The sequence below is a fragment of the Jatrophihabitans sp. genome (genome assembly GCA_036399055.1).
Classification (GTDB): Bacteria; Actinomycetota; Actinomycetes; order Mycobacteriales; family Jatrophihabitantaceae; genus Jatrophihabitans_A.
This window is the reverse complement of sequence record DASWNX010000040.1, coordinates 250,097-271,297: the sequence shown is the minus strand read 5'-3', so window position 1 is coordinate 271,297 and position 21,201 is coordinate 250,097. Positions and strand designations below refer to the sequence as shown.

The 21,201-nt window shown below is 69.9% G+C and carries 10 protein-coding genes, 3 tRNA genes and 1 pseudogene; 3 read left to right on the top strand and 11 right to left on the bottom strand.

Annotated features, from left to right (window positions below; genetic code table 11):
- Position 1: 1 nt before the first annotated feature.
- The 8 genes from VGB75_19045 to rpsA all read right to left on the bottom strand — a co-directional run bounded on the left by VGB75_19045 (position 2) and on the right by rpsA (position 10,996).
- Positions 2-4,156, bottom strand: coding sequence for a type IIL restriction-modification enzyme MmeI (locus VGB75_19045; protein HEY0169146.1), 4,155 nt, complete (start codon positions 4,154-4,156; stop codon positions 2-4).
- Positions 4,153-7,341, bottom strand: a complete 3,189-nt coding sequence (drmD, locus tag VGB75_19040) for a DISARM system SNF2-like helicase DrmD (GenBank protein ID HEY0169145.1) — start codon at positions 7,339-7,341, stop codon at positions 4,153-4,155. The genes VGB75_19045 and drmD overlap by 4 nt, the downstream gene beginning before the upstream one ends.
- A 224-nt stretch (positions 7,342-7,565) precedes the next feature.
- Positions 7,566-7,640, bottom strand: a tRNA-Val gene (locus VGB75_19035).
- A 41-nt stretch (positions 7,641-7,681) separates the two neighbouring features.
- Positions 7,682-7,752 (bottom strand) — tRNA-Cys (locus tag VGB75_19030).
- Between the two features lie 47 nt (positions 7,753-7,799).
- Positions 7,800-7,872 (bottom strand) — tRNA-Gly (locus VGB75_19025).
- 134 nt (positions 7,873-8,006) lie between these two features.
- On the bottom strand, positions 8,007-8,636 hold the full coding sequence (coaE, locus tag VGB75_19020) for a dephospho-CoA kinase (GenBank protein HEY0169144.1): 630 nt from the start codon (positions 8,634-8,636) through the stop codon (positions 8,007-8,009).
- On the bottom strand, positions 8,623-9,417 hold the full coding sequence (locus tag VGB75_19015) for a hypothetical protein (GenBank protein HEY0169143.1): 795 nt from the start codon (positions 9,415-9,417) through the stop codon (positions 8,623-8,625). The genes coaE and VGB75_19015 overlap by 14 nt, the downstream gene beginning before the upstream one ends.
- Before the next feature lie 121 nt (positions 9,418-9,538).
- Complete coding sequence (gene rpsA / locus VGB75_19010) at positions 9,539-10,996, bottom strand: 30S ribosomal protein S1 (GenBank protein ID HEY0169142.1); 1,458 nt, start codon at positions 10,994-10,996, stop codon at positions 9,539-9,541.
- 242 nt (positions 10,997-11,238) lie between these two features.
- On the opposite strand from rpsA, the gene VGB75_19005 reads away from it, so the two are divergent.
- Positions 11,239-12,066, top strand: coding sequence for a class I SAM-dependent methyltransferase (locus VGB75_19005; GenBank protein HEY0169141.1), 828 nt, complete (start codon positions 11,239-11,241; stop codon positions 12,064-12,066).
- Between the two features lie 31 nt (positions 12,067-12,097).
- Here the strand turns inward: VGB75_19005 and VGB75_19000 are convergent, their stop codons facing one another.
- A complete protein-coding gene (locus tag VGB75_19000) occupies positions 12,098-13,039 on the bottom strand; it encodes a DUF3068 domain-containing protein (protein ID HEY0169140.1) in 942 nt (313 codons plus the stop codon).
- A gap of 187 nt (positions 13,040-13,226) precedes the next feature.
- Between VGB75_19000 and VGB75_18995 the strand changes: the two genes are divergently transcribed.
- Together VGB75_18995 and VGB75_18990 are read left to right on the top strand one after the other, a co-directional pair.
- Positions 13,227-15,131 (top strand): hypothetical protein, encoded by a 1,905-nt coding sequence (locus VGB75_18995; GenBank protein ID HEY0169139.1) that lies wholly within the window; start codon positions 13,227-13,229, stop codon positions 15,129-15,131.
- Positions 15,128-16,180: pseudogene (locus VGB75_18990) on the top strand (acyltransferase). Before VGB75_18995 ends, VGB75_18990 begins: the two are co-directional and overlap by 4 nt.
- A gap of 5 nt (positions 16,181-16,185) precedes the next feature.
- Here the strand turns inward: VGB75_18990 and VGB75_18985 are convergent.
- Together VGB75_18985 and VGB75_18980 are read right to left on the bottom strand one after the other, a co-directional pair.
- Complete coding sequence (locus VGB75_18985) at positions 16,186-20,421, bottom strand: alpha-(1->3)-arabinofuranosyltransferase family protein (GenBank protein ID HEY0169138.1); 4,236 nt, start codon at positions 20,419-20,421, stop codon at positions 16,186-16,188.
- Positions 20,418-21,152 (bottom strand): class I SAM-dependent methyltransferase, encoded by a 735-nt coding sequence (locus tag VGB75_18980; GenBank protein ID HEY0169137.1) that lies wholly within the window; start codon positions 21,150-21,152, stop codon positions 20,418-20,420. The genes VGB75_18985 and VGB75_18980 overlap by 4 nt, the downstream gene beginning before the upstream one ends.
- Positions 21,153-21,201 lie beyond the last annotated feature (49 nt).

Genomic DNA, 21,201 nt, shown 5'->3' with positions numbered 1-21,201 from the left:
GTCACGCGTCATCCCCAAACAGCGTCGGCTCGGCACCCTTGGACTGCGACGTTTTCATCGGCTTCTTGCCGCCCTTCTTGTCGTGCAGCCCGGCAGCGACCTCGGCCGCATACCGCTCATGGTTGAGCTCGAGCAGCCGGTCCAAGAGCTCGGCCTGCACCTCAGGATGCACCGTCCACCGGACACCCTGCCGCGTCTCATAATGCGCGTGCCGCAGATCCAGGTCCGACCAGCCGTACGCCTCACACACGGCCTCGTCGATCTCGACATGGAGGTCGCGCAGATGCGCCACCGCGGAATCCTTTACCGCCGGGTCATGAACAAGGTTGTACGTCTTCGTCACCCCCAGTTGACGCCCGAGCATGAAGGACAACCGGTCATTGTGCAGCGACTCCCCGGCGGCACACATGCCAGCCGTGGGTAACGGCTGTGGGAACGTCTGGAAGACGTCAGAGGGGGTATAGCGGGGGTCATTCTTCAGTCCGACACCGCGCGTCACAACCCACCAGTAGTGGGGCGCGCTAGATATCAGCGAGAAATGGGCCAAACTACTAGAGGCGAAGACAATCGTAGAGTGCGAAAACACCTGATTTGACGGCACCAACACCGGCAACGTGGCCTTGCTCGTCTGCGGAATGGCGATAATCCGGTCGCTTTGCTCGATCTTGCTATACAGTTCCAGCGCCGGGCGCGTAAATCTCCACCAAATTTCACGCCTCGAGCGGTCTCGGTTAAAGTCTCGTTCTGGCTTCACGAGTGCGAGCACCTGTGCCATCGGCTCTAAATAGGTCTGGGCTCGCTCAAGCATCCAGTCCTGGAAGTTGATGATCCAGCGGCTGCCGCTGCTGTCGGGCCTGTTGCTGAGATCTTCGCCGTTGACGTAAGGGAAAAGCACCTCGGCATTACGAGGGTCCGCGGCGATCATCTCCCTCGCGCGCTGCTCGGTGAGCGTGAAGCCCATGCCGAGAACGTTGCTTCCCTGAAAGGCGATGCCCTGGTTCGCGACGAGGCGGTATGGGTTTCCGGTGACACGTCCGGCCGGGTCAAGGCCGGGTGTGATCGAGGCAACGGGGGTGCCGTCTACGAACGCACGCACACCGTCGCAGCGCGGTTGGTTGCTGCCCCAGACGACGCAGAACTCGAGATTCGCTCCGTCCGTCGGCCACTTCTCGCTCTTGATGGCGGCGCGGATGTCGAGGCCGGATGCGACAACCTGGTCGAGGCCGACCTGTCGGGTGTCTCCTTGGGCGAGCGTGTTGGTGCCGATGAGACCGCACTGCCCGTGGTCAGGATTGAGGACGCTGACGGCTCGGAGCAGCATGTAGGCGATGAGGTCGGCGCTCCCCCTGACTCCATGCCCAAGTGCCCGCAGGAGGTGCTCCCGGTAGGGGACGCCAAGCGCTCCGGTGAGCTTTTGTCCGCCGAGGAAAGGCGGGTTACCGACGACCGCATCGAAGCCGGTGCGTCCTTCGCTGAAGACCTCTGGGAACGCGAGTGGAAAGTGGGCTGGACGGTGCTGGCCATCGCCGACTTCGCGCTGCAGGCGCGCCGTGGTCCGCGCGCGAAGCGCTTCATCGTCGGGGTCGTCACCGGTGCTAACAGCGCTGACCAGGGACGCCAGCGTCAAGTAGTCGCTGTCCTTGCCGCCGGCGAGGCTTGCGGCAGTCAACCCGTCCGCGACCAGGGCAAGCCGCGCGGTGACCTCACGCGCGCGCCGGAGGAGCCGCTGCTTAGTCTCGGCGTCGCGGCTGTCCCGATCACCGGTCTGAGTGATTTGGGCGCGCAATTCCGCCGCGACTTTGAGGTCGCGTTCGACGCCGGAGGTGAACAGGTCGAGCGTGTCCTTATGGAGCTTGCGGCCCTGCTTCGGGTCGAAGTGCAGATCGATGAGTTGCTGGGCACTGGTGATGCCGAGCAGACTATCGCCGACGACGAGGTGGTCGTCGAGAAAGCTGAACGGGCGGTTGCGGTCGAGGCTGGTGAGCCAGAGAGAAAGCTTCGCCATCTCGATGGCCATCGGGTTGATATCGACGCCATAGATGCAGTGAGCGATGACATTGCGCCGCGCGTTGAGCTCGTCCTGCTCGGCCTGCGCGAGCTCGCGCAGGCCGAGGACCGCTGAGGTTTCGCCCCCCGCCGGGGCTGGGGTCTCGGGGTCGACGGCCGAAGTCGTCGCAGCGGCGGCGTGGTAGCGGTGGGACTCTAGGAGCCGGTCGGCGAGGTAGCGGGTGGCCGCGACCAGGAACGCGCCGGACCCGGCGGCGATGTCGCAGATCTTGAGGCCGAGGATCTGCTCCGGGGTCTTGAGCACCCAGGCGCTCTTGTCCTCGGTGTCGAGCGGACCGGGTGAGTAGACGATCGCTTCGAGGGTCGTCTCGACGACCTGCTCGGCGAGGAACCGGGGTGTGTAGACGGCGCCGGTGTTCGCTCGGGCGGCGCTGTCGGTGAGGTAGAGGCTGCCGGGCGGGTACACCACGGGCAGGTCACGCGGGTCCAGCCGCAGCAGCTTGGCGAACGGCAGCACCCGCGCGGTGATCTCGTCGTCGTTGACGCAGGCTTCGCGGACCAGCCGCTCGTATCGGGGCTTGTCGCCTCCCTGGAGCGGGGTGAGGGCTTTGAGGATGCTGGCCTTGCTGCGGTTGGCCTTGGTGGTCTTGATCTGCTCGACCAGCCAGGTCGCGAACGCGTCGTCGCTGATCGCGCGCTTGGCTTCGAGGTCGGCGAGCAGCAGCTCGGGGCCGTTCTTGCGCGGGTCCTTGTCGCTGACGGCGATGCTGAGGACCCAGTCGGTGGCGGTGAGCGCGTCCTGGTCGAGCAGGCCCTCGTAGACGTAGCCGATCTGCTCGACGTCGAGGCTGCGGTAGGACACCTGCCGGCGTTCCTTCGCGAACTGCAGCGTCTGCAACGAGTCGAGCGCCTTCAGCAGCGTCCGGTCGTCGACGGCGGGAACGGTGCCGCTGCCCAGAGGCGCGTCGGCGTCGGGGCGGCCTTCGAGCCAGGGAAACCGGTCCGGGTCGAACAGGCTGCCGCCGTAGGCGGGCAGGATCAGCTGCTCGTGCCGGGCGCCGCGGTGCACGCCGCGGAACAGTGAGAGCAGGCGGTACCAGCCGGTGGCGGTGCGTTCCAGGGCATCTTCGCCGTGGTCGGTGGCCCGGTCACGGAGGCTGTCGGCGAGGGTGTTGACGGCGTACGCGCTGGCGTAGGTGTCGTCGTCAAGCGGGAGCAGCCCGCGCTCCTCGGCGTACAGCAGGAACACCAGCCGCATGAGGACGGTCACCGCGGCCTGGTAGACCTCGGCAGGGCCGACGCCGGCGGGCAGCAGTCGGGTGCCGTGCTCGGCCTGGTGATGGGCGTCCAGGCGGCCGATGCTGGCGACGAGCATCTCCACGACGGCCTGGGACTGCTCGGCGAGCCGTTCGGTGACCTCTTCCTGCCGGTTGAGGCTCTGTGACAGCAGCCCCGGGAGGGTCTCGGCGTCGGGGACGCCGTAGAAGCGGGTGCGGGTCAGCAGCGCGACGAACGCCCGGAGCGTCTGGTGTTCCTCGAGCCAGCCGTGGCGGGTCCAGTCCGCGGTGCTGAGGGTGCTGGTCTCGTCCTTGCCGTCCTTCTTCGACAGGGTGACGAGGGTCCAGGTGTCGCCGTTGGTGACCAGCCCGAGGGAGACCTTGCGGGCGCGCAGCGCGTGGGCGAGCCGGTCGGCGGGCCCGGCGGTCCAGGTGCCGGATCCGGCGGCGGCCCGGCCGGTGGTGGGGGTCTTCGGCGGCAGGATCATGCCGAGCAGCAGAGGTCTGTTGGTGAGACTCCCGTCGGTGTCTTGGCCGCGGAGCGCGAAGTGAATGTCAACGGTCTGGCGGTGCTCGGGGACCTGCACGTTGTAGGCGGCGGCGTCAGGGCCGGTGACGAGGTTGGTTCGCCAGTCGAGCAAGCCGGTCAGGACATGAGCGATGAAGGCGTCGCGGGTGCCGGGGTTGGCGTCGTACAAAGTGCTCGCAGTGCGCAGCGCGTCCAGCTGTGGCTGCGCGAGGGCGGGCAGGCCGTCGGGCCAGGTGTCGGTGATGACGGGTGCGGCGAGGAACGGGCCGTCGACGTCGAGGATCTGCAGCCAGTCGGTGCTGCTTGGCCGGCGGCCGCGCCGGGGCTTGGAGAAGGCGCTCATCGGTCCGGTCCCGCGGGGACGAGGTGCACGACCGCGGCCGGGAAGGTGAAGAACTCGACCTTGGAGTAGCGCTCGGCGATGCGGGCGAGCTCCTCCTCGCGCTCCTTGGGAAGACGGTCCAGGCGTTCCTGCCAGGCGGCGCGGTCGGCGGTGAGCTGTTGTCGCTCATCAGGTTCGAGGTCGGCGAAGCTGAGCTGCTGCGGGCTGCTCTGCACTGCGATCGCGTTCGTCAGGGCGGTCTCGAAGGCGTCGAGCAGCGCGACCGTGCGGGTCTCCTCCTCCTTCCGCCGGCGTCCGAGGGCGCGTCCGAGGCTGTCCTGGCGCTCCCGGGCGCGCGCGTCGATCGCGGCCTGCAGGTTGCTGCTCACCTTCGACCACGCCGCCACGAGCGCGCTGCGGGCACTGTCGGAGGCCGCGGCGGGGTGAGCGTCCGGGCCGAGAGCCGCGTCGAGGGTCTTGGCGAGGTCACCGACACCCAGTCGGTTGAAGGACCCGCCGCGCAGGGTGCCGCCTGCGGGAACGAGCTCCTCGTGCAGCCGCTTGCCGTCGGCGCCGATGAGCACGAGGCGGCTGTAGGCGGCCAGAACCTCGTCTTGGACGGCCGGGTCGTGGACGCGGATGCTGGCGACCCGGGCCAGGGTGCTCTTGTCGGTGCCCCAGACCTCGGCTCGCAGCAGGCGGGTCGCCATCGCGACGAGCGGGTGGTTCAGGTGCGCGAGCACCACGTCCTGGCGCTTGGCGGCGTAGGCAGGGTCGAACGAGATCGGGCGCTGCCCGAAGTCGGGGTCGTTGAGGTCGACGATCGTGCGTGCCCAGGAGCCGGTGAGGGTTCCGACCTGGAACACGGTGGTGCCGTCGCGCTGCTCAGGTATCAGGTCGGGCTGGCGGCCAAGGGCGAGACCGGTGCGGACGACACGCTCGATGTCGTGCGGGGAGCAGTGCAGCTCGCGGCGGCTGTCATCGAGCGTCGCCGCGAGGCGCTCGGTCTCCTCACGCAGCTGCCGTTCGACCTTCAGGGCGGGGTCGGCCTTGGCTTTGGCAAGCGTTCGGTCGATGTCGAATTCCCGGGCGGGGCGGCCGAGCATCTGGCGCTCGACGGCGTCGCTGATGACCGGGTTGACACTGCCGAGGTCTTCGCGGGCAGTCGCGATCTTGCGGGCGATGATCGTGAGGAACTGCAGATCCCCCTGCAAGCTGTGCTTGCTCGCCGTCTGCCAGTCACTGCCGGCGAAGTGGTAGACGAGCGGAATCTTCGTCTGGCCGTAGCGGTCGATCCGGCCGGCGCGCTGCTCAAGCCGGTTCGGGTTGAACGGCAGGTCGTAGTTGACGAGCCGGTGGCAGTGGTTCTGCAGGTCGACACCCTCACTGGCGGTGTCGGTGGCGAGGATGATGCGGAGCTTGTGCTGGGCGGGGTCGCGCTGGAACGCGCGCATGATCGGCGCGCGCTGGTCGTCGTCCATCCCGCCGTAAAGGAGCGCGACGCGACCTTCCTCGGCTAGGCCGTGCCTCTCCAGCAGCTCGAGCAGCCAGCGCTGGGTGTCGCGGTACTCGGTGAAGACGACGACGCGCTCGTCGTTCCAGGTCCCGTCTGGCTGGCAGGTCGCGCGCAGGAAGTCGAGCAGGGCAGTGGCCTTGGCGTCAGTCTCGTGGCCGTGCTGTTCGGCCCAGGCACAGAGCTGCTCGAGGAGCTCCGCCTCTTCGGCTTCGGTCTTGCCGACGGCGCGCTGCGCCTTGGCTAGCACGGTCTGCTCGGCCTCATCCACGGCGTCGTCGGTGAAATCACCGTCGAACAGCTGGGCGCGATCCTCGTCGAGGCCGTGGGCGTAGGCCGAGTCGTACTCGACGTCGAACTCGACGCTGGGCCACTGCAGGTCGATGCGCAGGCTGTTGTCTCGCATCGCCAGGATCGTGCGGCTGAACGCGGCCGGGCTGCTGAAGTAGCGCTTCTTCAGCAGCAGGCCCAGCAGGTCTATCCCGGCCTTCTTCGCCTTTGCCCGGGCGGCGGCGGCCTTCGCGGAGCGGCTGCGGGTGTACTCGGCAAGGAGCTCCTGGACCTGCAGCTCAACCGGCGAGTAGGTGACGGTGATGTCCTTGGCCTCGCGGGCCGGGTAGCGCGGTGTTCCGTCATCATTCGTGATCTCGGTCTTGAGGCGGCGGATCAGAATCTGCTTGAGCGCGGCCGGGTCGGGGATGACGCCGCGGGCAAACCGCTGCGGGTCGAGCATCGCGAGCAGCGCGGTCCACGACTCGACGTACCCGTTGTGCGGGGTCGCCGACATGAACAGCCGATGCTCGGCCTGGTCTGCCAGGCGCCTGACCGTGCGGGTCTGCTGGCTGTCGACGGCGTACTTGCCCTTGCCGGGAGGCGCCACGTGATGGGCCTCGTCGACGATGAGCAGGTCCAGCGGTCGGGTGCGCCTCGGGCCCGCCTGGGACAGGACTTCGTCGAGCAGCCTGCCGGCCTTCGGGCCGCGGAGCCAGGCCAGGCTGACAATGGTGAGCGGGTAGACCTTGAACGGGTTGGCGTGCAGGCCGCGGTCACGGCGGACCTGGCTGAGGGTCTCGCTGTTGACGATCGCGAAGTCCAGGCCGAAGCGGTCGAGCATCTCGCCGTGCCACTTGTCCGTCAGGTGCGCCGGGCAGACGACCATCACCCGGCGGATCCGGCTTCGGAGCAGGAGCTCCTGCACCACCAGCCCCGCCTCGATCGTCTTACCCAGACCGACGTCATCGGCGACGAGCAGGTTCACGCGCGGCAGGCTCAGGGCTCGGATGGCCGGCTCGAGCTGGTAGTCCTCGACCGCGATTCCGGCGCGGAACGGGGCTTGCAAAACTGTGGCCTCGGCGCTGGTGACCGCACCCCAGCGGAGCGCGTCGAGGAAAGCGCCGAGCTGAGCGGGGTCGTCGAAGCGCCCCTCGCGAACGTCAGGGAGGGTGGCGCGGTTGAGGACCTTACGGCCGGACTCGAGCTCCCACAGGACGCGGAGTTCCTCACCCAGGCCGTCATCCTCGACGCTGCTCAGGCTCACGAACGTCGTGCCCTCACCAATGCTGGCCGCGGTCACGTCGTACGGGAGCGCGCTGGGCTGGACATCGGTCACGACCCAGTTACGTCCACGGACGGCAACCAGCTGACCGTTGTCGGGAAGGTCGGACACCGGCTGAAAATGCGTGTTAATCGCCACTTAGTGGAGGCTAACCTCTGAAGTCAATATTCGCGTGTAATCGGTACGTCTGGCTGCTATACGGGGCGAGCCTAGCCAGATGTAAGGATCGAGAACGGCCATATAGCGTTTGGCTTGCTGTCGCCTCGTCATGCACCCGGGCACGGGAGAACGCAGGTGTCGTGGCTTTCTACACCTTCCGACCGAAGCCGATGATTACAGAGCCTGTAGTTGGGGCCTGTAGATGGTGGGCGATACTGGGATTGAACCAGTGACCTCTTCCGTGTCAGGGAAGCGCTCTCCCACTGAGCTAATCGCCCGTACTCGACCACACGCGGTGAACCGCGAGCAGTCGGCTACGAGGTGGAGACGGGATTTGAACCCGTGTACACGGCTTTGCAGGCCGTTGCCTCGCCTCTCGGCCACTCCACCAGGGAACCGGGGTAAACCGGCCTGGGGAACGCCTATGGCGTCCACCGAGCGGACGACGGGATTCGAACCCGCGACCCCAACCTTGGCAAGGTTGTGCGCTACCAGCTGCGCTACGTCCGCATGGTGTCGACCCGATGTTCGACCTCTGACGACGACTTAGTCACCTGAGGCTGCCAGCACCGGCACCGTGCGAAACTTTAGCCGATGGCTCTTGGCCGCTCCAAACCGGGGCCGCGACCGTCAACCCGTGACCGTCAAGCCGGCCCGGACGCCTCGCCGACCAGACTCGCCCAGGCGGCGTCGACCTGGGCGGTGAGCTCGGCGACCGAGCCGGAGTTGTCCAGCACCACGTCAGCCACCGCCCGGCGCTGCTCATCACTGGCCTGCGCCGCGATCCGGGCCCGCGCAGTCTCGGCGTCCAGCCCGCGCCCGGCCAGCCTGCTCAGCCGCAGCTGTAGCGGCGCCTCGACGACGATCACCTTGTCGAAGCCGGCCGCCAGCTTGTTCTCCACCAGCAGCGGAATGTCCTGCACGACCGCGGCCGCCCCACTGGCGCCCGCCTCCACGCTGAGCGCCTCGCTGCGGGCGCGGATCAACGGGTGCGTGATCGCGTTGAGGTCGGCCAGCGCCGCCGGGTCGCTGAACACCAGCTGGCCGAGCCGGGGCCGGTCCAGGCTGCCGTCCGGGGCGAGCACGCCCTCCCCGAACCGCTCCACCACCCGCGCCAACCCGGGGCTGCCCACCGCGACCACGTCGCGGGCAACCTGGTCGGAGTCGATCACCACCGCGCCCAGCTGCGCCAGCCGGGCCGCGACGGTGCTCTTGCCGCTGCCGATCCCGCCGGTCAGCCCGATCCTGAGCACGCCCGCCTCAGCCCGTGCCACTCGGCGACGCGCTGGCCGCCGGGCCGACGCCGGTGTAGCCGGCGGTCGCGTCCAGCACCGCCTTGGCCAGCGAAGCCAGCTCCGCGGTCGAGCCGGGGGTCAGCAGTTTCGGCGTGACGGTCACCGCGACCGTCCTGGGCCCGTCGGCCACCACCAGCGTCGGCAGGCCGTACCCGCTCAGCATGGTGCCCCGAGCCGAGCCGACCCGGGCCGGCCGGTCCCCCGCGCCGTTCAACCGGTAGTTCTCGACAGTGGCCTGCACCCGCCGGGCGGCCTGGGCCGCCGACTCGTACAGGCTGACCCCGATCTCGACCTGCGGCTGCGGCGCCGGCTTGCCCTTCACCGGAGCGCTCAGGCCGTAGCGGCAGTTGAGGTAGGTCAGCCGGCCGATGTCGGGCTCGGCCACGCCCAGCACGAAGGCAGTCCGCCCGATCACGGTGCGGCGCAGCGCGATGTTGACCGCGCCGACGGACAGCAGGTCCTCACACCGGCCGCCGAGCGACGGCTCGCCCTTCGCGGTCGCCGTCGCGGAGGGCCGCGCGGCAGACGTGGACGCTGAGGACGGCGCGCTCGTCGACGCCGACGCGCTGGTCGAGGAGGCGTCGCCGCCGGTCCCGGGCGCCTTGGCCTGGGTGCAGCCGCCGAGCAGCAGCACGCCCGCGAGGACGGCCAGCGCGCCACGGGCGCGGTGAGCGCTGCCGGCTCGGGAAACGCCGCGGGCAGAGTGAGCGCTGCCGGCACGGTCAATGCCGCCGGCAGGGGGTGCGGATCTGCTTGCCACGCCACCACGGTAGCCGCCGGACAGCACCAAGCCCGGGAGGCGAACCTCCCGGGCTTGGTGTGCGGTGCTGGTGCGCCGGCGCTCTGCCTGCTCAGCCGGGCGCCGGCGGATCAGAGTGAGCTCAGCGGCCGGCCAGCTTCTCGCGCAGCGCCGCCAGGGCCTCGTCCGATGCCAGCGTTCCGCTGGTCTCGGCCGGAGCCTCGGAGGAGTACGAGGTCGCGTCGCCGGTCTCGCTGGCGGCGTCGGCGTCGGCCTTCTGAGCGCCTTCGAGCTGCTTCTTGTGCGCCTCGAACCGCTCGCGGGCGGCGGCGTAACGCTTCTCCCACGCCTCGCGCTGGTCCTCGTAGCCCGGCAGCCACTCCTGGGTCTCGGAGTCGAAGCCCTCGGGGTAGATGTACTCGCCCTTCTCGTTGTACTGGGCCTCCATGCCGTACTGCGACGGGTCGAAGTTCTCCTCGGCCAGGGCGCCCTCGTTGGCCTGCTTGAGCGACAGCGAGATACGACGCCGCTCCAGGTCGATGTCGATGACCTTCACCAGGAGCTCGTCGCCGACGTTGACGACCTGCTCGGGGATCTCGACGTGGCGCTCGGCCAGCTCGGAGATGTGCACCAGGCCCTCGATGCCGTCCTGCACCCGCACGAACGCGCCGAACGGAACCAGCTTGGTGACCTTGCCGGGCACGACCTGGCCGATGGCGTGGGTGCGCGCGAACTGCCGCCACGGGTCTTCCTGGGTCGCCTTGAGCGACAGCGAGACCCGCTCGCGGTCGAGGTCGATGTCGAGCACCTCGACGGTGACCTCCTGGCCCACCTCGACCACCTCGGACGGGTGGTCGATGTGCTTCCAGGACAGCTCGGACACGTGCACCAGGCCGTCCACGCCGCCGAGGTCGACGAACGCGCCGAAGTTGACGATCGAGGACACCACGCCGGTGCGCACCTGGCCCTTGGCCAGCTTGTTGAGGAAGTCGCTGCGGACCTCGGACTGGGTCTGCTCCAGCCAGGCGCGGCGCGAGAGCACCACGTTGTTGCGGTTCTTGTCCAGCTCGATGATCTTGGCCTCGAGGACCTTGCCCACGTAGGGCTGCAGGTCCCGGACGCGGCGCATCTCGACCAGCGACGCGGGCAGGAAGCCGCGCAGGCCGATGTCGATGATCAGGCCACCCTTGACGACCTCGATGACGGTGCCCTCGACGACCTCGTCGTTGTCCTTCTTCTGCTCGATCGTGCCCCAGGCGCGCTCGTACTGCGCGCGCTTCTTGGACAGGATCAGCCGGCCTTCCTTGTCCTCTTTCTGCAGGACCAGGGCCTCGATCTCATCGCCCACGGAAACGACCTCGGACGGGTCGACGTCGTGCTTGATGGACAGCTCACGGGACGGGATGACGCCTTCGGTCTTGTAACCGATGTCGAGCAGGACCTCGTCGCGGTCGACCTTGACGATGGTGCCTTCGACGATGTCTCCGTCGTTGAAGTACTTGATGGTGAGATCGATTGCCGCCATGAAGTCTTCGGCGGAGCCGATGTCGTTCACTGCAACCTGCGGGGTGGTGCGAGTCGGATCGATTGTGGACGTCATGTAGTGGGGTGGTCCTGACAGTTTCTAGACGGGTGCGGGAGAGTCCGTTTCGAGCAGTCCCTCACCGGCTTTTCACCGCTGGTGAGAGGTGGACGAGTGACCTACTCCATGTCGAGGCCACAGACCAGTTCCGCAGGCGCTAAGCCTACTCCAGAGCCCTGTCCACCCGGAAATCCGCCGACTGGCGTCCGTGGCGCCGCTTTGCCTTAGATTTCCTGGCATGGGCACTTCGGATCAACGCCATGGGCACTGAGACAGAGTTGGGCACGGTCGGCGTCGCCCGGCGGGCCGTCGACGTCGCCGAGTCGGCCAGGGCCAACCGGCGGTGGTGGGACGCCGACGCCGACGACTACCACGCCGAGCACGGCGCCTTTCTGGGCGACTCGGACTTCGTCTGGGGGCCGGAGGGGCTGCGCGAGGAGCAGGCCAGGCTGCTCGGCCCGGCCGGCTCGCTGGCCGGCCGCAGCGTCCTGGAGGTGGGCGCCGGCTCGGCGATGTGCTCGCGCTGGCTGGTCGGCCAGGGGGCGCGTCCGGTGGCCTTCGACGTCTCGGCCGGGATGCTGCGCCACGCCGTCGAAGCTGCGGCCCGCACCGGCACGCCGGTGCCGCTGGTGCAGGCCGACGCCCAGCGCATGCCGTTCCTGGCGGACTCGTTCGACCTGGCGTTCAGCGCGTTCGGCGCGATCCCGTTCGTGGCGGACTCGGCCGCGGTGATGGCCGAGGCAGCCCGGGTGCTGCGTCCCGGCGGGCGGTGGGTGTTCGCCGTCAGCCACCCGATCCGGTGGGCGTTCCCCGACTCCCCCGGACCGGACGGGCTGACCGCGACGATGTCCTATTTCGACCGCAGCCCGTACGTGGAGTTCGACGCCGCCGGGCAGGCGACCTACGTCGAGCAGCACCGGACGCTGGGCGACCGGGTGCGCGAACTGGTCGCCGCCGGCTTTCGGCTGCTGGACCTGATCGAGCCGGAGTGGCCTGAGGACCAAACGCAGGAGTGGGGTCAGTGGTCGGCTCTGCGGGGCCGGTTGCTGCCCGGCACCGCGATCTTCGTCACCGAGCTCGGCGACTGAGCCGGCTCGGCGACCTCCCCTCAGCTGAGCCCTACAGCCGGCCGGCCGGTTCCGGCTGGTTGCCGGTCGGCTCGTGCGCGCCAGGCTTGGCCGGGCGCCGGTACAGCAGGAACGCGCCGGCCAGGGCCAGCAGCCCCACCACCAGCAGGATCAGCGGCAGGGTCGTGTCCAGCAGCTTGAGCTTGGACAACCCGTCCTTGGCCAGCTTGGACTGGTGCTTGATGGTGGCGTCGGTGAACGCGAGATCGGCCTCGAACACCAAGGTCCCGGTCTCGGTGGTGCGCACCTGGTGCTGCGTGCCGTTGACGATGGCGCCGGTCCTGGGCTCCACCCAGACCACGCGGGTGTCGGAGTACAGGCCGGGGACGCCCTTGGCGACCTCGAGCGGGATCTTGTCGATGACCGCCTCGTACTTGTAGGTCTGCATGCCCTCGACCTTGTCGGTGCCGATGAAGCGGGCCTCCGCGGGCGTCCTGGAGTTCACGTCGAAGAACTTGTAGGTGGTCTTCTGGGCGTGGAAGGGCCACTTGTAGGTCAGGCCCTCGTGCTTGACGGGCGTGCCGTCGATGTTCTCGCCGTACTTGGGGTCGTTGACCGCCAGGCCCGTCTCGCGGTCGGCCGGGGCCCGGTCGACGATCACCCGCACGATCCGGGGGTCCTTCGGGCCGTCACCGCAGTTGGGCGGGTTGTCGATCACCTTGACGATGCACAGCGTCACCTGGTTCACCGCCACCTTGGAGTCCGACGCCGCGGAATCGGCCACCACCTGGCGGGTGGCCATGAGGTCGACGTCCTCGAGCTTTCCGGCTGAGACGTTGTAGACCTTGGCCGGACCGGCTGCGACCTGCTGCGGCACCTTGAGGTCCAGCGGAGCCTTCTCGACCCGCGAGGGGGCGTAGAAGCGCAGCAGTCCCGCGAGCACCAAGCTAAAGATGCCGAGGCCGATCAGAACGGCAGTGAGGATCTTGCGCACAGCTCATGTCCCCTTACGGTGGGCCAACGATTGGCCGACGCTACCAGCGAGTAGGGCGAGTCCGTAGCATCTGCTCGAAACAATCGCGCAACGTCAGCGGGCCCGCGCTGCCGGGGCCGGTCGGCATAGCATTCAGCGGCAAGGTTATCCGGTGGCCTTGGCATATCTCCAGCGGCAGAAGGAGCCCATGAGCGCGACGGCTCTACTCCACACGGCGCGCGGTGCCGCGCCGTCGCGCTCGATCGGTTATCCGGCGGCCATCGGCCTGATCGCGCTCGTCCAGGCCGGCTGGTTCGGCTACCTCGCCAGCCGTGGCTGGTTCTACGGCGACGACCTGAGTTACCTGGGCGCCGCTACCGGCCAGAGCCTGAACTGGACCTACCTGTCGGCGCCGGTGAACGACCACTTCGTTCCCGGCCTGCGGCTGCTGTTCTGGCTGATGAGCCACACGACGGGGCTGAACTACGACATCACGATCATCGTCCGGATGGCTCTGCAAGCGGTGGCGACCGTCCTGCTGTACCGGCTGCTGGCGCTGCTGGCCGGTCGCCGTCCGGGCGTGCTGCTGCTGACCGGCTGGTACGCGTTCGGCACCCTGCTGCTGCCCGGCTCGCTCTGGCTGACCACCGCCGTCGACCTGCTGTGCTCGCAGCTGCTGGTGATCCTGGCTATCGACCTGCACGTCCGCTACACCGTGACCGGACGGATCCGGCTGGCGGTAGGAAGCGCGCTCGCCCTGCTCGGCGCCCTGTCGTTCTGGGAGCTGTCCGGGATCACCGCACTGCTGCTGCCGATCCTGTCCGTGGGATTCCTGCACTCCGGCACTGTCGGGCAACGCCTGCGCGCCTGCCTGCGGCGCTGGCCGGGCTGGCTGGTCCTGACCGCCGCCCTGGCCGGGTGGCTGGGGTACTTCGTGGCAGGCCCGTACGGCGGAGCCGCTCACCGGCTCGCCTTCGGCTCAGCCCTGCACGTCCTGCGGACGGGCTGGCTGGACGCGCTTGGCCCGGCCGTGCTGGGTGGTCCCTGGCGGTGGTTCTACCGGGGCGAGGTGTACTTCCCGATCGCCGATCCGCCGTTGGCCGCGGTGCTGCTCGGGCAGGCCTGCATCCTGGCCGCCGTGCTGATGGCCTGGCGTCGGTCCGGAGCGCGCAGCCTGCTGGCCTGGTCGCTGCCCGTGCTGACCTTCCTCATCAGCACCCTGGTGGTGGCCCTGGGCCGGTTCCAGGTGTTCGGCGACCTGACGCCCCGCTCGTTCAACTACGCCTTTCCGGTTGCGGTGCCCCTCGCGGTGGCAGCGGCGTTGGCGTTGCTGCCGAGCACTCCGGCGGAGGTGGCGGCCCGGGCCGCCGACCGCGGTCAGGACGGCCTCCCCTCCGCGGCGGACGGCCTCCCCTCCGCGGCGTCGGCGCCGCGGAGGGCCCGGATCGCCCTTGCCGCGCTCGCAACGCTGTTCCTGGTGTCCAGCGGGCTTTCCGGCGCCACCTTCAGCCATCGCTGGGCGCAGAACCCGTCGGAGGCCTACGTCGACAGGCTGACCAGCTCGGTACGCGCCGCCGGGCCCGAGGTGAACCTGTGGGACAGCCGGGTGCCGCCCGCGGTGCTGGCTTTCTTCTCCGAGCACAACCACATCTCGGACCTGCTGCGGCTGGCCCAGCTGCCCGCGAAGTTCCAGGACCCGCAGACCCCGCCGATGCTGGTGAAGGACGACGGCAGCCTGGCGCCGGCCGCCCTGTTCCCGGTCGCCACCCAGATCGGGTCGGTGAAGGGCTCCTGCACCCGGCTGGTGCAGGGCCAGGGCAGCTGGACCATCCCGCTGTCGAAGAGGCTCGGCGCCAACGAGTACTTCGTCCAGGTCAGCTACGCGCAGCCGAAAGCATCGGTGCTCTACCTCGCTATCCGCGACCAGACCAGCAAGATCGTCGAACCCGGCGGGGGCCAGCGCCGGGAACTGCCCCACCAGTTGGCCAACCTCTACCTGCGGCTGCCCATGACGACGGCGGAATCGTTGGTGGTGCGCAGCGAGGGCCTGGACACCAACGTCTGCATCGGCGCCATAGTGGTGGGCGTGCCGTACGCGCTGGGAGGGAAATGACCGCCACCACCACCGCCGACTCCAGCATCCCCGCGGCGGATCCGGCCCGGCACTTCGACGCGCTGGACGGCATGCGGGCCATCGCCAGCTACGCGGTCATCTTCACCCATGTCGGTTTCCAGTCGGGCCGGTCCTTCGGAACCGGCCCGCCAGCGCCCTGGCTGTCGCGGCTGGACACCGCGGTGCCGATCTTTTTGATGTTGTCGGGGTTCCTGCTCTACCGGCCCTTCGTGGCGCGGGCCTTCCGCGGGTTGCCGGCGCCGCGGACCGCGGGGTTCTACTGGCGGCGGGCGCTGCGCGTGCTGCCGGCCTTCTGGGTCACGGCCGTTCTCACGCTGGGCCTGCTGAGCACCCAGCGCGCGAGACTGGGCGACTGGCTCTCTTACCTCACCCTGACCCAGATCTACAACGGTCACGACGTCGACCCGTCGCTGACCCACATCTGGACCCTGGCCGCCGAGGTGTCGCTGTACGCGGCGCTTCCGCTGCTGGCGCTGTCGCTGCGTGGCCGCCGGAGCCCCGAGCAACTCCTGCGCAGCCAGTGCCTGCTGATCGGCGCGCTGCTCGTGGCCAGCGTCGCTTGGCAAGTCATCGTGTACCGGGTGGGCTTTCTGGGCTTCGTCGCGACCAAGTGGCTGCCCGGTGTCATCGACTGGTTCGCCCTCGGCATGCTGCTTGCCACGCTGTCGGCCGCGCCGGCCGGCTGCACCGCCCTGCGCAGGACCCGGGAGGTGCTGAGCCAGTGGGCCGGAGCTCCCGAGCTGTGCTGGATGCTGGCCATCCTGCTGTACTGGTTCATGACCCTGCCGCTGGCAGGCCCCCTTGACCTGGCGGTGCCCACCGCGGGTGAGCACCTGGCCAAGAACCTGCTGCAGGCCGCTGTGGTGTTCTTCCTGCTGCTGCCGCTGACCCTGGGCGACGGCGGGGTGATCGGGCAGGTGCTGAGCAGCCGGGCGCCGCGGTTCCTCGGCCAAATCTCCTACGGCGTCTACCTGTGGCACCTACCGGTGCTGGTGTTCCTGCACCGGGCGCTGGACATCCCGATCTGGCAGGGTCATTTCTGGAAGCTCTTGGTGCTCACCGCCGGTGTCTCATCGGTGCTGGCAACACTGTCCTGGTACCTGCTGGAGCGGCCGCTGCTACGCAGGTTCTCCCGGCCGACCTGGCGCAACGTGGGCGAGCCGAACACCGCCAAGCAGATGCCGATCACGCAGAGCGCCTGAACCCCGGCCGAGCCGGCCAGCGGCTGCGGGCCGCCACTCGGCCGGATCGCCTCGGCGCAGCCTGCCAGCAGGATCAGCGCCGCCGGAGACCAGGCAGGCAGGCCGCCCCGCCAGCGTTGAGGCAGCCACCACCCCGCCACCCGCCGCTCCGCCAGCCATCCCAGACCGATCGCCGCCGCTACCGCCAGGCCGACGAATCCGGCCAGCACGAACGACGCCGTCAGGCACAGCGGCGCCACCCAGCGCGGCGACATCGTCCGCTCCCCCACGGGCGGCGCGGCCGAGGGCCGGCGGGCGGCGCCGACCAGCGCCAGCAGCCCCACCACGGCCAGTAGCCCGAGCAGCAGGCCGGCCCGGAAAGCGGTCTGCGGGGCATAGCGCAGCGACACCTCCCCGCTGACGCCGGCCGGCAGCCGCCAGGCCTGCTGCCAGCCGTCCACCTGGACCGCCGCGAGCCGGCGGCCGTTCAGGCTGGCCTGCCAGCCGGCGTTGAAGTTCTCCCGGACCACCAGCATCGCGGGGGCCGTGGTCTGGACCCGGACCGTCCGGCTGGTGGCCTGCCAGCTCAGCGGTGTGGCGGTCCCGGCCGGCGCGGCGCCGGCCAGCTCCAGCCCGGGCCGCCGCAGGGTCAGGGTGAGCGGGGTGGCCGACGGGCTCGCGACTAAGCGGAGCCGGTGCGGACCTGCCCCCAGCGTGGTCGGCGCCTGATCACAGGTGCGTGCTCTCACGGGCTCACCCTTCAGCAGCTGCTCGCGGGTGGCCTCGGCCCGCATCGGCAACGGGATGCCGTCGACGGCCACGGCCAGTCCGGACGAGCAGCTGAACTCGACCGGTTCGGTCAAGGCCCGGTTGGCCTTGCCGTTGACGGCCACCTCGGTGATGCCCGCCGGCAGCAGCCGGGGCGCGCCGAAGCGGGTGCTGGTGGTGGAACGCAGCTCCGCGCTCAGCACCGTGATCGTCAGGGTGCGGGTGAGCACCGGCGCCGGCAGTCTCAGCAGGCCGTCGGCAGGCACCTCGAGGGTCCAGCTGCGCCCGCCCGCGGCCACCGCGACCTGCCGCGGCAGGGCCAGCGGGGTGTCCCGGTCGAGCTGGAGCCGCAGTGTGGACACCGCCCGCCGGCTCTTGAAGTCCAGCGTCAGCGACGGCGTCTCATCGCCGGCGGTGGACACCCAACTGGTTGCCGGGTCGCCGTCCACCGCCGCGCCGGGACGCTGCCGCGGATCGGCGTCATCGACCGAGGACGCCGTCGCGGCGATGGCGGCGCCGGCGTCCAACAGGGCGTCCAATGCCGCGCCGGGCCGGGGCTTCACGGTGGCCGCGATGGCGTAGCGCTGGCCGGCCGGCATGGTGAAGGTCCGGTCGAGCACGCCGTCGCTCTCTCCAGTGCTGGCGAACGTCGCGTCGCAGGCGGCCCGATCGGCCACCGTCAGGCAGGTGGACCGGCCGCCGAGCTCGGTGGCGAAGCTCAGCGCGTCCGGCGCCAGCCGGCTTATCGGCACCATCAGCGTCCGGGTAGGGGTGATGCCGGCGATGGTGAACGTGGAGATGCCGACCGAGCTGGTTCCGGGCGAGGCATCCAGCACGGTGAGGCGCAGCTGCCGGGTCGGGCCAGGCGGCAACGCCAGCTGCTGTGGAAACGGGCCGGGTGAGACGTCGGAGTCCCGCGTTCCCGAGTCGGTGGACACCCGCACCCGGTTCGGGTAGCCGCCGAGGTTGGCGGCGAAGGCCACCTCGACCGTGGGCTGGGACGTCGGCGCCGCCAGCATCACCGCGAGCCACTCGCCCTTGACGCTGGCCAGCGAGCCGCTGCGCCAGGACGTCGCGGGGTCGCCGTCCAGCGCCGCCCACGGCCCGTAGCCGGCCCCGCGGTTGACCAGCGCGCCGGCGTCCGCCCCGGACGAGGACGCCTGGACGTCTGTCACACCACCGCCGTAGCCGACCGTGGAGAGCACCCCCGGCGACGGTGGCAGGTAATCCTGAGCCGCTCGGGACTGCCGGTACGGCTGGTCGGCGGTCAGGGTCGCTGAGGTGCCGCCGGGCTGGCCGAACGTCGCCTCCCGGCGCCTGATGCCGTCGGTGACCACGGTGACGCCCTCGGCGCCGGCAGCGTCGGAACCGAACAGCACCGGGGCCTGGGCGCCGATTCCGGCCTCGACCAGCGCGCCGAGCGAATCGGCCGATCCGGTGGCGAGCACCGTGCTGGAGGCGGGCAGCAGGCCCACCACGCCGGACCATCCCGGCGCCTGGTAGATCTCGATCGCCGGCCGGATGACGGTGGCGCCGACATCGACCAGCCGGTTGCGGTCCGGGGCGAACTCCGGGGGCCTGCCGAACGAGGTCACCGCCGAGAAGCCCGGCGTGGCCCGCAGCGTCGCATGCACGAAGGCCAGGTTGGTCGCCGCGGACGCCGCGGTGTTCAGGTCGTTGCGCACCACCACGTACCGGATGCCGGCGCGGGCCAGCAACGGCGCCAGCGCGTCATCGCGATGGCCCGATGCCATCCGCAGCGTAAGGTCGTCCAGCAGCCGGATGTAGGCCGCCGAGGTCAGCGGGATGCCGTCGCGGACCGTCCACGGCGCGGTGGCCACCGGCTGCAGCGCGTCGTCGACGGTGGCCCCCCAGACATAGGTCGGCCGGGACGCGCCGGGAACCACCAGCGACCGGCCGTCGCCGGAATGACTGCCCAGCCAGTCGCCGGCCTGTCGCCACCAGTCGGCGTGGGTCACCGACCGCGGTTGCGGAATCAGGCTGGTGGCCACCGCCGGAGCCGCCGCCAGGGCGCCGATGGTGACGGCCAGCGCCGCCGCCATCAGCCGCGGCCGCAGCTGCAGGGTCGCGCCGCGCCAACGCGGTCGCCAGAGCGCCGGCAACCGCAGCCGGCTGAGCGACCATCCCAGGCCCAGGGCCAGCGGCAGCCGGATCAGCGGGTCGAACTTGTGGACGTTGCGAAAGGCGTTGAGCGGGCCGTCCAGCCAGGTCCGCAGCCATCCGCCGGCCGGCGGCCCGACCGGCGCCAGGTACCCCATGGTGACCAGCGCCAGGCCGAGCAGCAGGCAACTGAGGGCGAACAGCCGGTTCGACTTGTCGCGCCGGCCCAACCCGACCAGCCCCATCGCTGCCACTGCGGTGGTGGCCAGCACCACGGCGGGGACCGCGACCAGGATCCAGCCACCCGGCCAGATCCCGGGGCCGAGGTAGGCCTGCCAGTGATCGGCTCCGCGCAGCGACGCGATCAGGCTGGTGATCCCGGTGGTGACGTTGCTGGGCTCGATGAAGTCCAGGAAGGGTGGGCTGTACCTGCCGAGCAGCAGCAGCGGCAGCACCCACCAGGCGCTGGCCAGGATCACCGCCAGGCTGAACCACAGCATCAGCTCCCGGCGCCGGCGGCCAGCCCGGCGGGTGAGCAGCCACAGCGCGGGCGCGGGCAGCACCGCCAGGGTCGCCGCGGCGTTGACGCCACCGGCGAACAGCAGGGCCAGCCCGGCGAGCGCGCCGGCCTGCCGGGTGGAACCGCGCTCGGCGCCGATCACCAGCGGGATCATGATCCACGGCAGGACCGCCATCGGCATCAGCTCGGAGGAGATCGAGCCCAGCTCGCTGAGCATCCTCGGCGCCAGGGCGTAGCTCAGGCCGGCGGCGACCTTCGGCCAGAACCCGGTGACGCCCAGCAGCCTGGCCAGCCGCACCATGCCCAGGAAGGCCACGACCACCAACGCCGATTCCCAGCCGCGTTGCACCACCCAGGCCGGCAGGCCCGCCAGCTTGCCCAGCACGAAGAACGGCCCCATCGGAAACAGGTAGCCGTAGGCCTGATTCTGCAGCTGGCCGGCGGCCCCCAGCGGATCCCAGAGCGTCATGGACCTTCGCAGGAACCGCACCGGATCGACTACCAGGTCCAGCTTGGTGTCCGGAGCCGTCCGGCCGGCGCTTTGGGAGAACACCAGCAGGACCAGCCCGATACAGAGGGTGATCAGGCGCAATCGTTGCACCGCCATCGGTGGCGGCGGCCTATGGTCGGGCTCGGCTGACGCCGCGCCCATCCCGACCTGCGTCGCGGTCGTCGTCATCGTTTACGCAGCACCATCGCGAGATTCCAGAGCGCCACTTCTCGAAGGACCGGAACCCGGACCAGCCAGCATGCCCACCACGGATGATACCGAGGGAAAGCGGCCACCAGCTCGGCGTCCGGGTGGCTGCGAGCCCAGGCCAGCGCCTGGCTGACCCGATAGTCGAACAGCGACTGCCCGAACACGTTCTTCGGCTGCCGGCCGGTCTTGCGGACGTAGCGCCGCCGGGCATAGCCGCCGCCGAGGAAGTGCCAGGGCGCCGTCTCATGCCCGCCCCATGGCGAGAACCAGGGCGTGAAGGACAGGAACACCGTGCCACCGGACTTGGTGACCCGCAGCAGCTCGTCAGCCATCACCCACGGTTGCCGGAGGTGTTCGACCACATTGGAGCTGTAGGCCACGTCGACCGACTGCGAGCGAATCGGTAACGCCTCACCGGAGGCGCACAGCCCGACGATCTCGGCGGGCAGGTCAGTGCTCACGTCGAGCTCCACGCCGATATAGCTGGCCCCGGCCTGCTGGAAGGCCCGCCCGAAGTAACCCGGTCCGCCGCCGACATCGAGCACCAGCGCCCCGGGCAGCGCGACCCATTCAGCCAGCTGCTGGACCGCGTCGGCAGCCAGGGCCGAATAGAAGTCCGCCGGCCGGGTCTGTTCGACCAGGAACAGCCGGAACAGCCGGATCGAGCGGCGCAGGGTTGCCTGGCGACCACTGCGGGGGTGTGCGCGCACCGGCGAACCGTACCCGCCTCACCAGGCCCGCACGAACCCGAGGCGGCGG

Bases quoted from the DNA above. Each gene is read 5' to 3' on its own strand.
- VGB75_18985 (HEY0169138.1), bottom strand. From the start codon at position 20,421: ATGACGACGACCGCGACGCAGGTCGGGATGGGCGCGGCGTCAGCCGAG.
- VGB75_19005 (HEY0169141.1), top strand. From the start codon at position 11,239: ATGGGCACTGAGACAGAGTTGGGCACGGTCGGCGTCGCCCGGCGGGCC.
- VGB75_19045 (HEY0169146.1), bottom strand. From the start codon at position 4,156: ATGAGCGCCTTCTCCAAGCCCCGGCGCGGCCGCCGGCCAAGCAGCACC.
- VGB75_18995 (HEY0169139.1), top strand. From the start codon at position 13,227: ATGAGCGCGACGGCTCTACTCCACACGGCGCGCGGTGCCGCGCCGTCG.
- rpsA (HEY0169142.1), bottom strand. From the start codon at position 10,996: ATGACGTCCACAATCGATCCGACTCGCACCACCCCGCAGGTTGCAGTG.